General features: G+C 41.2%; 11 protein-coding genes. 10 read left to right on the forward strand and 1 reads right to left on the reverse strand.

Translation table 11 applies throughout. The annotated features are described in order from the left end of the window. Nucleotides 1–92: 92 nt before the first annotated feature. The gene (locus ACXYSK_RS08075; protein ID WP_458625649.1) at nt 93–2177 is read right to left on the reverse strand and encodes a GH92 family glycosyl hydrolase; all 2085 of its coding nucleotides are present in this window, start codon (nt 2175–2177) and stop codon (nt 93–95) included. Nucleotides 2178–2349: 172 nt separating this feature from the next. On the opposite strand from ACXYSK_RS08075, the gene ACXYSK_RS08080 reads away from it, so the two are divergent. The 10 genes from ACXYSK_RS08080 to ACXYSK_RS08125 all read left to right on the forward strand — a co-directional run bounded on the left by ACXYSK_RS08080 (nt 2350) and on the right by ACXYSK_RS08125 (nt 16709). Continuing rightward, nucleotides 2350–3630, forward strand: a complete 1281-nt coding sequence (locus ACXYSK_RS08080) for a glycoside hydrolase family 125 protein (protein ID WP_458625650.1) — start codon at nt 2350–2352, stop codon at nt 3628–3630. A gap of 195 nt (nt 3631–3825) precedes the next feature. Further along, the gene (locus tag ACXYSK_RS08085; protein WP_458625651.1) at nt 3826–6471 is read left to right on the forward strand and encodes an alpha-mannosidase; all 2646 of its coding nucleotides are present in this window, start codon (nt 3826–3828) and stop codon (nt 6469–6471) included. An 86-nt stretch (nt 6472–6557) separates the two neighbouring features. Continuing rightward, nucleotides 6558–7427: an ROK family protein gene (locus ACXYSK_RS08090; protein ID WP_458625652.1), complete on the forward strand. Its 870-nt coding sequence runs from the start codon at nt 6558–6560 to the stop codon at nt 7425–7427. Beyond that, nucleotides 7421–9301 (forward strand): beta-N-acetylhexosaminidase, encoded by a 1881-nt coding sequence (locus ACXYSK_RS08095; protein ID WP_458625653.1) that lies wholly within the window; start codon nt 7421–7423, stop codon nt 9299–9301. The genes ACXYSK_RS08090 and ACXYSK_RS08095 overlap by 7 nt, the downstream gene beginning before the upstream one ends. Nucleotides 9302–9502: 201 nt before the next feature. Then, nucleotides 9503–10432, forward strand: a complete 930-nt coding sequence (locus ACXYSK_RS08100; RefSeq protein ID WP_458625654.1) for an ABC transporter permease — start codon at nt 9503–9505, stop codon at nt 10430–10432. A 13-nt stretch (nt 10433–10445) separates the two neighbouring features. Beyond that, entirely contained in the window at nt 10446–11366 is a 921-nt protein-coding gene (locus tag ACXYSK_RS08105; RefSeq protein ID WP_195183527.1) for a carbohydrate ABC transporter permease, read from the forward strand. Between the two features lie 104 nt (nt 11367–11470). Then, nucleotides 11471–12964: an ABC transporter substrate-binding protein gene (locus ACXYSK_RS08110; RefSeq protein WP_458625655.1), complete on the forward strand. Its 1494-nt coding sequence runs from the start codon at nt 11471–11473 to the stop codon at nt 12962–12964. A 380-nt stretch (nt 12965–13344) separates the two neighbouring features. Continuing rightward, nucleotides 13345–14538: an L-lactate MFS transporter gene (locus tag ACXYSK_RS08115; protein WP_458625656.1), complete on the forward strand. Its 1194-nt coding sequence runs from the start codon at nt 13345–13347 to the stop codon at nt 14536–14538. A gap of 196 nt (nt 14539–14734) precedes the next feature. After that, on the forward strand, nt 14735–15721 hold the full coding sequence (trhO, locus tag ACXYSK_RS08120; protein ID WP_006151074.1) for an oxygen-dependent tRNA uridine(34) hydroxylase TrhO: 987 nt from the start codon (nt 14735–14737) through the stop codon (nt 15719–15721). 127 nt (nt 15722–15848) lie between these two features. Then, a complete protein-coding gene (locus ACXYSK_RS08125; protein WP_458625657.1) occupies nt 15849–16709 on the forward strand; it encodes a DUF4299 family protein in 861 nt (286 codons plus the stop codon). Nucleotides 16710–16807 lie beyond the last annotated feature (98 nt).

A 16807-nucleotide genomic window follows, 5' to 3' on the forward strand; every position in this document is an offset into this window, starting at 1 on the left:
TTTCCGAAGAAAAGTTGAAGGTTATTCACAGTTTGTGGATAACTTTATTTGGATAAGAAAACCCCTTTATGTACGACAAAGGGGTTAGGTTATTAATGTTTTGGTAACCAACTGAGATTAAAGTCAAGGGTTTGAGCATTAAGCAATTCCTGATGGCTGATGCTTTCTTTTTCTTTCCCGTCCAATCGACAGTCTTGGACAAAGTGGAAGTGTTCATGATTTTGCTGAGTACGAATATCCAACCACTTATCTTTTTCTGCAAGATAGACACGAAGGTGGTCAAAGAGTGGAATTCCAAGGTCATAGTTTGCTTTTCCTGGGCAGGTCGGGTAAAGTCCAAGGGCAGACCAGACATACCAAGCCGATAAACTACCGTTATCTTCATCTCCTGGATAAGCATCCCAGCCAGCTCGGAAGGCTTTTTGACGGAGGGTCTTGATTAAGAGACTAGTATATTGGGGATAATTACTATAGCGGAAAAGATAAGGGATGTGGAAACTTGGTTGGTTTGAAATGGCTAGTTGACCAAATGGCGCTGTTGCCATTTCGCTCATTTCATGAATTTCATATCCATAACCCGTCGTTTCAAAGAGTGGGAGACTTTGGCAAGTTTTCAAAAGATAGTCGCTAAAGGCTTCTTTTCCCCCCATGAGTTGACTAAGGCCAGAAATATCATGTAAAACACCGAGACTGGCTTGAATAGCTGAGCATTCGGCGTAGTCCCGTCCCCAACTATAAGGAGAAAAGTCAGGACGGAAGTTACCATCTACATCACGCGCCCTCATGCAGCCTGTTTCAGAGTCAAAGAGGTTCTGATAATTCTTAGCATATTGAGCATAAGTTTGGGCTAGATCTTCTTGACCTAATTTTGCTGCACAAGTAGAGATGCAAAAATCACTGTAGGCATAGTCCAGTGTGTGGCTGACACTTTCATGGAAATCTGTAGATAGATAGCCTAGTTCTTGGTATTGGGTCAGACCATGGCGTCCGTTGATAGCTTTTGGATCAGCCTTAGTCGCAGTTTCAAGCATAGCTTTGAGAAATTCTTCTTCAAGCTCAGGCGCCATATCTTTACAAGCACTATCTGCAATCAGACCATCAATCAGGGTTCCAGGCATCATTCCTCTTTCATCAGGTGCAAGCCACTTAGGCAGATATCCAGTATCACGATAGCTATTGAGGAAGCCTTCTAGAAACTGACGATAGCGCTCTGGAATAATCAAGGCAAAGAGTGGGAATGAAGTACGGAAGGTATCCCAAAAACCATTGTTGGTAAAGAGTAGACCAGGCTTGATAGTTCCTACAGCTAGATCCATATGGATGTTTTCACCTTGCTCATTTACCTCATAAAAGGTTTGCGGGAAAAGGAAAAGTCTGTAGAGGCAGTGGTCAAAAAATGTTTGATCTACTGGCCCAGTTTCTACGACATCAAAACGACCTAGAAGATCTTCCCAACTCGCTTTGGCGTTTGTTTTCGTGTCTTCAAAATCTTGTTTAGGAAGATTAAAGAGGGCTTGTTCTTTGGAAATAAAGGAAGTCGCCAGTTGAACTTGAACTTTCGCTCCAGCCAAGTCAATTCGCCAGTCTTGTCCCTCTTGCTTGATAGATTCAATATCCGTAGAGAATGCAAGAGCAGTAAACATGACGAGAGGACTTTTATTGGTTTCAGTTTCTCCTTCTTGTCTCAGGGCCAGAGTTCGCTTATCGACTTGTTCGACTGTCAGTTTATCCGCCGCGTGAAGATAGAGGGAAAGTTTTTTTCCTTGTATCTGTCTTAGTTGAATAGAAGCTCCATAGCAAGTGGGACTTAACTGAGTTTCAATCTGATAACGCTCAGAAAAAATTCTGAGATAATGGGGATTGAAAATAGCACGCTCAAAGTTGTAGGAAGATTGACGATAAAAGAGAGTATCGCCGCTGATTTCTCCTGTTACTGGTGTCAGTAAGAGCCAGGAGTAATCCCCAATCCAAGGGCTAGGTTGGTGGGTTAGTCGAATACCCTGAAAGATAGGAAGATGGGGATCAAAAAACCATGACCCTTCTTGATCACTGGTTTGGGGGACAAAGTAATTCATGCCAAAAGGAACCCCAGTGTATGGTAGGGTGTTTCCTCGTGAAAATGCATGTTTACAGGCTGTTCCAAAACGCGTATCAATGGTTTCAAGTATAGGTTTCATAGTGATTTCCTTCTGTAGTTTTCTACATTATATCAGAAAAAGGAGACTTTTAGAAAATGACTTTCAAATATAACAATTTTGTAGAATAATGACTAACATTTGTGTATATATTTTCTGGACTAAAAGCTATATACTGAAAATGAAAATTTGTTTGAAAGAGGCAAAATAGTTTATGGTTTATTCAAAAGAAATTGTCAGAGAGTGGCTAGATGGGGTAGCGGAGCGTGCTAAAGATCATCCGGAATGGGTAGATATTTTTGAACGTTGCTATACAGACACTTTAGACAATACAGTTGAAATCTTAGACGACGGCTCGACCTTTGTACTGACTGGAGATATCCCAGCTATGTGGCTTCGTGACTCAACTGCTCAGCTGAGACCTTATCTTCATGTGGCTAAAAGAGACCCTCGTTTGCGTCAGACCATTGCTGGTTTGGTCAAACGACAGATGACTTTGATTCTCAAGGATCCCTATGCCAACTCTTTCAATATTGAGGAGAACTGGAAGGGCCATCACGAGACTGATCACACCGATTTGAATGGCTGGATTTGGGAGCGCAAGTATGAAGTTGATTCGCTTTGCTACCCTTTGCAGTTGGCTTATCTTCTGTGGAAAGAAACTGGTGAGACTAGCCAGTTTGATGAAACTTTTGTCACAGCGACCAAGGAAATTCTTCATCTCTGGACAGTTGAACAAGACCACAAGAATTCACCGTATCGCTTTGTTCGCGATACCGATCGTAAGGAAGATACGCTGGTCAATGATGGTTTTGGACCTGACTTTGCTGTGACAGGGATGACCTGGTCAGCCTTTCGTCCAAGTGATGACTGCTGTCAGTATAGCTACTTAATTCCGTCAAATATGTTTGCAGTGGTTGTCTTGGGTTATGTCCAGGAAATTTTTGCAGAATTGAAACTAGCCGATAGCGAGAGTATTATTGCAGATGCAAAACGCCTGCAAGCTGAGATTCAAGAAGGTATCGAAAATTACGCCTACACTACAAACAGCAAGGGTGAAAAAATTTATGCCTTTGAGGTAGATGGTTTGGGAAATGCTAGCATCATGGACGACCCTAACGTACCAAGTTTGTTGGCCGCTCCATATCTTGGTTACTGTGATGTCAATGACGAAGTGTATCAAGCCACACGTCGCACTATTCTGAGCCCTGAAAATCCTTACTTCTACCAAGGAGAGTACGCAAGTGGGCTCGGAAGTTCTCATACCTTCTATCGCTATATTTGGCCGATTGCTCTATCTATCCAAGGCTTAACTGCTACAGATAAAGCAGAGAAAAAATACTTGCTAGACCAACTAGTTGCCTGTGATGGTGGAACAGGTGTCATGCACGAAAGCTTCCACGTAGACGATCCGACTCTCTACTCTCGTGAATGGTTCTCATGGGCCAACATGATGTTCTGCGAATTAGTCTTGGATTACTTGGATATTCGCTAATACTCTTCGAAAATCAAATTTAAACCACGTCAGCTTCGACTTGCCGTACTCAAGTACAGCCTGCGGCTAGCTTCCTAGTTTGCTCTTTGATTTTCATTGAGTATAAGGAGCACGCTTTAGCTTCACTGATTCTTGTTAGAATTACAAGTTTATATTTAAAACATTAAAAATTTAAGTTAGAATGAGGTTTTACTCATGGAAAATGTTGTTGTACATATCATCTCTCACAGTCACTGGGATCGTGAGTGGTATCTACCTTTTGAAAGTCACCGGATGCAATTGGTGGAACTTTTTGACAATCTTTTTGATCTTTTTGAAAATGATCCTGAGTTCAAGAGTTTCCACCTGGATGGACAAACCATCGTCCTCGATGACTATTTAGAAATTCGTCCTGAAAACCGTGACAAGGTGCAGCGTTATATCGACGAAGGCAAGCTCAAGATTGGTCCTTTTTACATCTTGCAGGATGACTACCTGATTTCAAGTGAAGCCAATGTCCGCAATACCTTGATTGGTCAATCTGAATGCGCTAAATGGGGCAAATCAACTCAAATTGGTTACTTCCCAGATACCTTTGGAAATATGGGGCAAGCACCTCAAATCCTTCAAAAATCAGGCATTCACGTAGCAGCCTTTGGTCGTGGTGTGAAGCCAATCGGATTTGACAACCAAGTCCTCGAAGATGAGCAGTTTACCTCTCAATTTTCTGAGATGTACTGGCAGGGTGCGGATGGTAGCCGTGTACTCGGCATTCTATTTGCTAACTGGTACAGTAACGGGAACGAAATTCCGGTAGATAAAGACGAAGCTTTAGCTTTCTGGAAACAAAAATTGTCAGATGTTCGTGACTATGCATCGACTAATCAATGGTTGATGATGAACGGATGTGATCACCAACCAGTTCAACGAAATTTGAGTGAAGCCATTCGTGTGGCAAACGAACTTTTCCCTGACGTGACCTTTGTTCACAGCTCCTTTGATGAATACGTTCAAGCAGTCGAAAGTGCACTTCCTGAACACCTATCAACTGTTACAGGTGAGTTGACTAGCCAGGAAACGGATGGTTGGTACACCCTTGCCAATACCTCATCTTCACGTGTTTATCTCAAACAAGCCTTCCAGGAAAACAGCAACTTGCTAGAGCAAGTCGTGGAACCATTGACTATTCTTACAGGAGGGCATAATCATAAAGATCAGTTAACCTATGCTTGGAAAACGCTCTTGCAGAATGCCCCACACGATAGTATCTGTGGTTGTAGTATTGACGAGGTTCACCGTGAAATGGAAACTCGCTTTGCCAAGGTCAACCAAGTTGGGAACTTTGTCAAAACAAACCTTCTCAATGAATGGAAACACAAAATAGCAACTCAGGAAGCACAAAGCGACCACCTCTTTACAGTCATCAACACTGGATTACATGACAAGGTTGATACTGCCAGTGTTGTGGTAGATGTAGACACTTGTGATTTCAAGGAATTGCACCCGACAGAAGGCTTCAAGAAAATGGCGGCTTTGAGTTTGCCAGATTACCATGTTCAAGATTTGGATGATCATGTCATTGAAGCGAAGATAGAAGACTTGGGGGCAGGTTTTGGTTATACCTTACCCAAGGATAAATTCCGTCAACCTTATATTGCACGTCAAGTGCGCGTGACAATTCCAATTCACCTTGCACCACTTTCTTGGTCAAGCTTCCAATTAGTCGAAGGGCCAGCAGCACAAAGCGATGGTATCTTCCAAAATGGAGTTATTGATACTCCATTTGTGACCGTAAGTGTAGATGAAGGTATCACAGTCTACGACAAGACTACAAACGAAGCTTACGAGGACTTTATCCAATTTGAGGACCGTGGCGATATCGGGAATGAGTACATTTATTTCCAACCAAAAGGAACAGAGCCAATTTTCGCTCAACTGAAAGGTTATGAAGTTCTGGAAAATAATGCTCGCTATGCTAAGGTTTTACTAAAACATGACTTGACTATTCCAGTTAGCGCAGATGAAAAATTGGATGCTGAACAAAGAGGCATTATTGAGTTCATGAAACGAGATGCAGGACGTTCAGAAGAATTGACAACTATTCCCCTTGAAACTGAGATGACTGTCTTTGTGTACAATCCACAGATTCGCTTCAAGACTCGCTTTACCAATACAGCCAAAGACCACCGCATCCGTCTCTTGGTTAAAACTCATAACACTCGCCCAAGTAACGATTCTGAAAGCATCTATGAAGTTGTGACAAGACCAAATAAACCAGCAGCTTCTTGGGAAAATCCTGAAAATCCACAACACCAACAAGCCTTTGTCAGCTTGTATGATGATGTTAAAGGAGTAACTGTATCCAACAAAGGATTGAACGAATACGAAATCCTAGGAGACGATACAATGGCTGTAACACTTCTTCGTGCTTCAGGTGAACTCGGTGACTGGGGCTACTTCCCTACACCAGAAGCACAATGCTTGCGCGATATCGAAGTTGAGTTTGCAGTAGAATGCCATCAGGCTCAGGATCGTTTCTCAGCCTTCCGTCGTGCCAAAGCCTTCCAAGTGCCATTTACAGCTCTTCAAGTTGCAAAACAAGAGGGTAGCGTTGCAGCAACAGGTAGTCTCTTCAACCATCCAGCACTCAACTTACCACAAGTTTGTCCAACAGCCTTTAAGGTAGCTGAAAATGAAGAAGGTTACGTCCTTCGTTACTACAATATGAGCCAAGAAAATGTTCGTGTGTCTGACAAACAACAAACCATTCTTGACTTATTGGAACGACCATATCCAGTTCATTCAGGACTATTGGCGCCACAAGAAATTCGTACAGAATTGATCAAAAAAGAAGAAATCTAATTTCAAAAAGATAACATAAAAAGAAAGGAGGAGCGAAAAGAGTAAGAACCGACTGCTTTTCTCGCTCCTTTTTACAGGTAAAAGCAATGACCCTTGCAACGATTGATATCGGAGGGACTGGGATTAAGTTTGCTAGTCTCACTCCTGATGGAAAGATTTTAGATAAGGCCAGCACCGCAACGCCAGAGACTCTGGAAGAGTTGCTAGCTTGGTTGGACCAGCGATTGTCAGAACGTGACTACCGTGGGATTGCCATGAGTGTGCCAGGAGCCGTTAATCAAGAAACCGGGGTGATTGAGGGGATTAGTGCGATTCCATACATCCATGGTTTTTCATGGTATGAGGCCCTTGCTCATCACCAGTTACCTATCCATCTAGAAAATGATGCCAACTGTGTTGGACTGAGTGAATTGCTAGCTCATCCTGAGATTGAAAATGCAGCCTGTGTCGTGATTGGTACAGGAATCGGTGGGGCTATGATTATCAATGGGAAGCTTCACCGTGGGCGTCATGGTTTGGGTGGTGAGTTTGGCTATATGACAACTATAGAGCCTGCAGAAAAACTCAACAACTGGTCATTACTAGCTTCTACAGGAAACATGGTTCGTTATGTGATTGAAAAATCAGGTCAGTCTGATTGGGACGGACGCAAGGTTTACCAAGAAGCGGCAGCCGGCAATGCTTTTTGCCAGGAAGCCATTGAGCGTATGAATCGTAATCTTGCTCAAGGGCTGCTCAATATCCAGTATCTCATTGATCCAGATGTGATTAGCCTAGGTGGCTCTATCAGTCAAAACCCAGATTTTATCAAAGGTGTGCAAAAAGCAGTAGATACCTTTGTGGAAAGATATGAAGAATATACAATCGCTCCAGTCATCCAAGCTTGCACCTATCACGCAGATGCCAATCTCTACGGTGCCCTTGTGAACTGGTTACAGGAGGAAAACCAATGGTAAGTTTTACAGGACTTAGTCCCAAACAAGCCCAATCTATCGAAGTATTAAAAAATCACATTTCTCTACCAGATGTAGAGGTGGCAGTCGCTCAGTCTGACCAAGCTTCTATCTCTATCAAGGGTGAGAAGGGGCAGTATCAACTGATCTACCGTAAACCTCATCAACTCTACCGTGCTTTATCTGTGCTAGCAACAGCTTTAGCAGAAGGGGACAAGGTAGAGATTGAAGAGCAGGTAGCCTATGAAGATTTAGCCTATATGGCGGACTGTTCGCGCAATGCCGTGCTTAATGTCGCATCTGCCAAACAGATGATTGAGGTCTTAGCTCTCATGGGCTACTCAACCTTTGAGCTCTATATGGAGGACACCTATCAGATTGAGGGACAGCCTTACTTTGGTTATTTCCGTGGGGCTTATTCAGCTGAAGAATTACAGGAAATCGAAGCATACGCCCAGCAGTTTGACATGACCTTTGTCCCATGTATCCAAACCTTGGCCCACTTGTCAGCCTTTGTCAAATGGGGCGTCAAAGAAGTGCAAGAACTCCGCGATGTAGAGGATATTCTCCTCATCGGTGAAGAAAAAGTCTACGATCTGATTGACGGTATGTTTGCTACTTTGTCTAAACTACAAACTCGCAAGGTCAATATCGGGATGGACGAAGCTCACTTGGTTGGTTTGGGACGTTACCTCATCTTGAACGGTATTGTGGATCGTAGTCTCCTTATGTGCCAACACTTGGAGCGCGTGCTTGATATTGCAGACAAGTATGGTTTCCACTGCCAGATGTGGAGCGATATGTTCTTCAAGCTTATGTCAGCAGATGGCCAGTACGACCGTGATGTAGAAATTCCAGAAGAAACTCGTGTTTACTTAGACCGTCTCAAAGACCGTGTGACCTTGGTTTACTGGGATTACTATCAGGATAGCGAGGAAAAATACAACCGAAACTTCCGTAATCACCACAAGATTAGCCAGGATATCGCCTTTGCTGGTGGTGCTTGGAAGTGGATTGGTTTTACGCCTCACAACCACTTCAGCCGTCTCATTGCGGTCGAAGCCAACAAAGCTTGCCGTGCTAATCAGATCAAAGAAGTCATTGTGACTGGCTGGGGGGATAATGGTGGTGAAACAGCCCAGTTCTCGATTCTGCCAAGCTTACAAATCTGGGCAGAACTCAGCTACCGCAATGATTTAGAACGTCTGTCAGCTCATTTCAAGACCAATACAGGCCTATCGGTTGAGGATTTTATGCAGCTGGATCTAGCCAACCTCTTGCCAGACCTACCAGACAATCTCAGTGGAATCAACCCTAATCGCTATGTCTTTTATCAGGATGTTCTCTGTCCAATCCTTGACAAGCACATGACTCCTGAGCAGGACAAACCACACTTTACCCAAGCAGCTGAGACTCTTACTGCTATCAAAGAAAAAGCAGGCATCTACGCTTATCTCTTTGAAACTCAGGCTCAGTTGAACCAGATTTTAAGCAGTAAAGTGAATGTGGGCCGACGCATTCGTCAAGCCTATCAAGCAGGTGATAAAGAGAGCTTGCAACAAATTGCTAGGGAAGAATTACCAAAATTAAGAAGCCAGATTGAAACCTTCCATAGCCTCTTTAGCCACCAATGGCTGAAAGAGAACAAGGTCTTTGGTTTGGATACCGTAGATATCCGTATGGGTGGACTCTTGCAACGAATCAAGCGAGCAGAAAGTCGTATTGAAGATTATCTAGCTGGTTCTATCTCAAGTATCGAAGAATTAGAAGTAGATATCTTGCCATTTAATGATTTCTACGGAGATAAGGACTTCGCAGCAACGACAGCCAACCAATGGCATACCATTGCGACAGCTTCGACTATTTATACGACCTAGAAAAAACTCTATTCAGGAAGAAAGTTTCCCGTGAAACCTATTCTTATATAAAAAGTTCTCCACATAAAATAATTTGTGGAGTTTTTTCTATAATTTGTAGTTTAAACTGTCCTAAAAATAAGAGTATACTATTTTTGTAAACGTTATCAAGTTTAAAAATGTGAGATTATGAAGTTTTAGAAAATAAAAAGGGAGGAAATTATGAACAAGTTTTCAAAAACTTTAAGAGATAATTGGATTTTTCTCTTAATGGTACTACCAGGAACAATTTGGTTGATTTTATTCTTCTACATTCCAGTTTTTGGGAATGTGGTTGCCTTCAAAGACTACCATATGACTGGTGAAGGATTCGTCCACAGTATTATAAATAGTAGATGGGTCGGACTAGATAACTTTAAATTCTTGTTTAGTTCCAAGGATGCCTTTGTCATCACTCGAAACACAGTACTTTACAACCTTGGATTTATCTTTATCGGTTTGGTTGTGTCAGTTGGTATCGCCATTATCCTTAGTGAACTTCGCTCTAAGCAAATGGTTAAAATCTACCAAACATCTATGTTATTCCCTTACTTCCTATCTTGGGTTATCATCAGTTTCTTTACAGATGCATTCCTAAATATCGATAAAGGGCTTATCAACCATACCTTAGAAGCTCTAGGGATGAAGGGTGTTAACTTCTACGCTGATGTCAGTATCTGGCCTTACCTCCTCCTCTTCCTAGGTATCTGGAAAGGCTTTGGATATAGTAGTGTGATGTACTACGCAACGATCATGGGTATTGACCCAACTTACTACGAAGCAGCGACAGTGGATGGTGCCAGCAAATGGCAACGTATCCGTAACGTAACCATCCCTCAGTTGACACCGCTTGTGACAGTATTGACCATCCTTGCAGTCGGAAATATCTTCCGTGCAGACTTCGGTCTTTTCTACCAAATCCCTCACAACGCTGGTCAGCTCTATAGTGTAACAAACGTATTGGACGTCTATGTCTTTAACGGATTGACTCAGACAGCAGATATCGGTATGGCTTCAGCAGCCGGTCTCTATCAGTCAGTCGTCGGTTTGATTCTCGTTATCCTATCAAACTTACTTGCAAGACGTGTTGATCCTAACTCAGCACTATTCTAGAAAGGAGGAGCATATGGCAAAAAAAATTCAAAAAGAAAAAATTGATAATGTTGGCATACACTCCTTCAGCAAAAAGGCAGATATCTTCTTTAGTATCATATCTGGTTTGCTGGCCTTCTCTTGTATCTTGCCTTTCATCTTTGTAATCATTATCTCAATTACAGACGAAAAAAGTATTGTTCAATATGGATATAGTTTCTTCCCATCGAAGTTTGGTGTAGATGGATTCCAGTTCTTGGCTCAATTTAAAGACAAAATTTTGCAAGCACTCTTTATCTCAACCTTTGTGACAGTTGTCGGTACCTTGACAAACGTATTCATCACAACAACATACGCTTATGCCATCTCACGTTCAACATTTAAGTATCGCAAATTCTTTACAATCTTTGCTCTTCTTAGTATGTTGTTCAATGCTGGTTTGGTACCAGGCTATATCGTGGTAACTCAGCTACTTCACTTGGGTGATACTATTTGGGCCTTGATTGTTCCGATGCTTCTATCACCATTCAACATCATGTTGATGCGGTCTTTCTTCAAGAAAACCATTCCAGAAGCAATCCTCGAATCGGCTCGTATTGATGGTGCTAGTGAGGCGCGGATCTTCTTCCAAATCTGTTTACCACTCTCTCTTCCAGGGATTGCGACTATCACACTTTTGACAGCACTTGGATTCTGGAACGACTGGTTCAATGCCCTTCTTTATATCAAGAGTGATAACTTGTATCCATTGCAATATTTGCTTATGCAAATTCAAAACAACATGGATTACATTGCTAAGTCAGTTGGGATGTCAGGACAACTTGCTGTTGCCTTACCAAAAGAAACAGGTCGTATGGCCATGGTCGTTGTTGCGACAGTTCCAATTGCGATTCTCTATCCATTCTTCCAACGCTACTTTGTAAAAGGTTTAACCATCGGTGGTGTTAAAGAATAAGAGACACTGAGAAACAAGTTTTCTCTACCCTATCTAACTTTTCTTTTGAAAAGTAGATCACTAAAATTGTTTTAAATTTAAAAATAAAAAAAGGAGTTTTTATCATGAAAAACTGGAAAAAATATGCTTTTACTTCAGCTAGCCTTCTAGCTTTGGCTGCTGGACTTGCAGCTTGTGGTAACCTTAAAGGAAACAACCAAAAAGCTGCTGAATCATCATCATCGTCATCAGGTGATAAGACTGTTATCAAAATGTACCAAATCGGTGACAAACCAGATAACTTGGATGAGTTGCTAGAAAATGCAAACAAAATCATCGGAGAAAAAGTTGGTGCTAAATTAGATATCCAATACCTTGGTTGGGGTGACTACAGCAAGAAAATGTCAGTTATCACTTCATCAGGTGAAAACTATGATATCGCATTTGCAGATAACTACGTTGTAAACGCTCAAAAAGGTGCTTATGCTGACTTGACCGAATTGTACAAGAAAGAAGGAGCTGCCCTTTACAAAGCGCTTGACCCAGCTTACATCAAAGGGAACACTGTAAACGGTAAAATCTATGCAGTTCCAGTTGCAGCTAACGTTGCATCTTCACAAAACTTTGCTTTCAACGGCCCACTTCTTGAAAAATATGGTATCGATATCTCAGGTGTAACTTCATACGAAACACTTGAACCAGTATTGAAACAAATCAAAGAAAAAGCTCCAGATGTAATGCCATTCGCTGTTGGTAAAAACTTTATCCCATCAGAAAACTTTGACTACCCAGTTGCAAATGGTCTTCCATTCGTCATCGACCTTGAAGGCGACACTACTAAGATCGTAAACCGTTACGAAGTTCCTCGTTTCGTAGAACACTTGAAGACTATGCACAAATACTATGAAGCAGGATACATTCCAAAAGACGTAGCAACTAGTGATACTTCATATGACCTTACTCAAGATACTTGGCTTGTTCGCGAAGAAACAGTAGGACCAGCTGACTACGGTAGCAGCTTGCTTTCTCGTGTTGCTAACAGAGACATCAAAATCAAACCATTTACTAACTTCATCAAGAAAAACCAAACAACTCAAGTTGCAAACTTTGTAATCTCAAACAACTCTAAGAACAAAGAAAAAGCAATGGAAGTGTTGAACCTCTTGAACACTAACCCAGAACTCTTGAACGGACTTGTTTATGGACCAGAAGGCAAGAACTGGGAAAAAGTTGAAGGTAAAGAAAACCGTGTTCGTGTCCTTGATGGATACAAAGGAAACACTCACATGTCAGGATGGAACACTGGTAACAACTGGATCCTTTACATCAACGAAAACGTTACAGATGAACAAATTGCACAATCTAAGAAAGATTTGGAAACTGCAAAAGAATCTCCAGCGCTTGGATTCATCTTCAACACTGACAACGTGAAATCTGAAATCTCAGCTATCACTAACACTATGCAACAATTCGATACAGCTATCAACACTGGTACTGTAGACCCAGAAAAAGCTATTCCAGAATTGATGGAAAAACTTAAATCTGAAGGTGCTTACCAAAAAGTATTGGATGAAATGCAAAAACAATACGATGAATTCTTGAAAAGCAAAAAATCTTAAGATAGATTGATTTCGTGTATTCATTCCTAAAAATTGCGATCACTGCCTTATCTGGATATTTCCAGACGGGGTAGTGATTCTTTTTGTATTTGGTGCGAAAATGCTAAAGAGAGCGACTAGAAAATCTTTTTAAATACAATATGATAGTATATGAATAGGGCTTAATTGAGCTAATATCCCTATTAGTTTAATTAAGTAGATTTTCAAATGAATCTAGCTTATAATAAATATATAAGACAATGAAAGCGCTTAACATTGTGAAAATTACTTTATCTATTTATTGATTTCTAGACTAGCCATCTAGGATAAGTAGGTGAAAAACCGACAATATTTGTCAACTATTCCCTTTGGGAATAAGAATTTTACATGAGGTTATTCATATGAAAAAAACACCCAATCGTTGGTTAATTTTGGCAGCAGCCATTTTAACGAATCTCTCTCTAGGCGCTGGTTACGCCTGGTCAGTCTTTCAAAAGGCACTGCTAGAAACCAATGCTAGTCAAGGATGGGTTCAAGCCCAGACTTCTTTGGCCTTTAGTATTTCTTTTGCAATGGTACCTGTTGGTATGATTATTTTTGGTCCTAAAGTCGATTCAGTAGGACCTAAGAAATTTGTATTTTTAGGTGGTATTCTCTTTGGTGCTGGTATGTTTGCTACAGGATTTGCTACCTCTCTTCCAATCCTTTACCTCACTTACGGGGTTGTCCTAGGACTTGGTATCGGTGCTGCTTATGGAGCATCTACTTCAGTTGCCACTAAGTGGTTCCCAGATAAAAAAGGTCTAGCTGGTGGTTTGACAGCAGCAGGTTTCGGGTTGGGTCCCCTTATTATCGGTCCAGTTGCCAAAGCTTTGATTGCTTCTATGGGTGTTTACTCAACATTCAAAGTATTAGGTATCATTCTTCTAATTGTTATTTGTACGTCTTCATTGGTAATGGAAAAAGCTCCTACGGCTGCGCCAGTAGTTGGAGCTGCTCAACCAGAAGGTAAAACTTACAAAGAAATGCTCCGTGACGGAAATTACTGGCTTCTATGGTTGATTTATGTTCTTGGTGCTACTGGTGGAATGATGATCATCGGTTCTGCTGCAGCAATTTCTGACCAATATCAACTTGTTGGAGAAGCTACTCTCTTCGTTATGTTAGTATCTATCGCTAACACATTTGGACGTATCTTCTGGGGTACAGTTTCTGATAAGATTGGTCGTTACCCTACAGTTATTGCTATGTTTGGAGCAGTTGCTGCTGGATTGTTGCTCACAGCCTTGTTCAAAGGCCCAGGAAGCATCTTGGCTATCCTTGGTGTAATGATGGTTGCCTTGTCATTCGGTGGTTTCCTAGGTTCTTTCCCAGGTATTACTGCTGAAAACTGGGGAGTAACTTATGTAGGAACAAACTACGGTTGGATGTTTACTGCATACGGTGTTGCTGCGATTGCAGGCCCTCAGCTAGGTGCACGAATTGCCCAAGCCAACCAAGGAGACTATACAATGGCCTTCTTCATCGTAATCGGTATGGCATTTGTTGGTATTCTTCTACAGCTTTTCTACATGGCTAAAATGAAAAAAGCTTAAAATCATAAATCCTTGGAAAAATCCAAGGATTTTTTATTGTTTTAAATCATATGTGGGATTGGAAATCAGAACGAGTCCTAGTTATAGGAGGTTAATTTTCAGTCAAATAAATTGCAATCGCTTTTCTTTATCGGTATACTAGTATAGTTAGATGAAAAATTCTGAAAATTTAAGAATAGAAAAGAGAACAAATCTTATGGCAAAAGATATTCGTGTCTTACTTTACTACCTCTATACTCCAATTGAGAATGCGAAACAATTCGCTGCAGATCATTTGGCCTTCTGTAAATCTATCGGTCTAAAAGGTCGTATCCTTGTGGCTGATGAGGGTATTAACGGAACAGTTTCAGGTGACTACGAAACAACACAAAAATATATGGACTATGTTCACAGTCTCCCAGGAATGGAGAATTTATGGTTCAAGATTGATGAAGAAAACGAGCAAGCCTTCAAGAAGATGTTTGTTCGCTACAAAAAAGAAATTGTTCACCTTGGTCTTGAAGACAATGACTTTGACAATGACATTAATCCATTAGAAACAACTGGTGCTTACCTATCTCCAAAAGAGTTCAAGGAAGCTTTACTTGATGAAGATACCGTTGTCTTAGATACACGTAATGACTATGAATATGATTTAGGTCATTTCCGAGGAGCAATTCGTCCAGAAATCCGTAACTTCCGCGAGTTACCACAGTGGGTTCGTGATAACAAGGAAAAATTCATGGATAAACGTGTCGTGGTTTACTGTACAGGTGGAGTACGTTGTGAAAAATTCTCTGGTTGGATGGTTCGTGAGGGTTATAAAGATGTTGGTCAATTGCACGGAGGTATTGCAACATACGGTAAAGACCCAGAAGTTCAAGGTGAACTTTGGGATGGTAAAATGTATGTCTTTGATGAGCGTATTGCAGTCGATGTCAATCATGTCAATCCAACCATCGTCGGAAAAGATTGGTTTGATGGCACACCGTGCGAACGCTATGTAAACTGTGGTAATCCTTTCTGTAACCGTCGTATCTTGACATCTGAAGAGAATGAAGACAAGTACCTCCGCGGGTGCTCACACGAGTGTCGTGTTCATCCACGCAATCGCTATGTTTTAGAGCATGAATTGACGCAAGACCAAGTTATTGAGCGTTTAGCAGTGATTGGTGAGAACCTAGATCATTCTGAAGTTATATAAAAGTATCAACAGTCCTTGGAAAAGGGCTGTTTTTCTATGCTTTTTACCCAAAAATCTAAAATTTGTTTCTGCATCTTTCAGGAAAATGGTGTATACTAGATGTAAACGATTTCAAAGGAGACCATTTATGGTGAAAACATTTTTTATTCCAAATAAACAAAGTATTCTAGGACAACAGGAGATTCTTACTGCTAAATCGGTTTTGGGCTTAGTAGAAGGATTAGAGTCGCATAGTTATGATGCTGTCTATCTCCGCCAACCGCTTAATCGTCTCGAGTATATCGAGTGTGGAATCGTTGGTAGATCTCAGTTCCTCTTTAAAGTTCGCTACCTAGACTCTCAAAAAGGCTATCAAGTAATCATTCCTGACTTGATTACGAGAGTTGACTGGGAGATTGTAGAAGCTCTCTTGCAAGCCTTATCTAGCAAGGTTGGTGAAGAAGTTGAAGGATTGGCAGACTTTGATTTGGAAAATTATTTCCACGATACTGTCAAAAACTATTTGGCAGATAAGGGTGCTCGTTTGGGCTTCTGCCAAGGAATTCTATCACCTGTTTACTTTGACAAGAAGGATTTAGAAAGCTTCTTAAAAGAAGATGGTTTGGCACGTTTTGAAGCATTAGTCAAAAAGGTTCAAGGGTCGGATGCATATCCTGCCAGCGCCAAATTCTATCCAGATAGCGAGGGTAAGGTTCATGGTATCTACCACCTGGCTCAGGGAGTGAAAACAATCTTGCCAAAAGAACCAGTGATTCCAGCGCCTTATGTTGAACAGTTGGTAGGAAAAGAGCTTGTCTGGGAAATTGATCTAGTAAAAATTTCTGGAGATGGCTCAAAACCAGAAGACTATGAAGCGGTAGCTAGACTGGATTATCAAACCTTCTTGGGGGCTTTGCCAGAAGAACTCTATCAGAATCTAGATGCCAATCAAGTAGAAGTAGGACCTGTTTTAGGGAAAGATTTTGAGAACTTAGTAAAAGGTAACTAGAGGCATAAATGAAAGATATTGGTTTTAAATAATGTGAAAAGGCAGATCGTTTGATCTGCTTTTTGTGTACACAAAAAATCCTGTCACTATGACAGGAT

This window comes from Streptococcus sp. V919, from assembly GCF_054353475.1.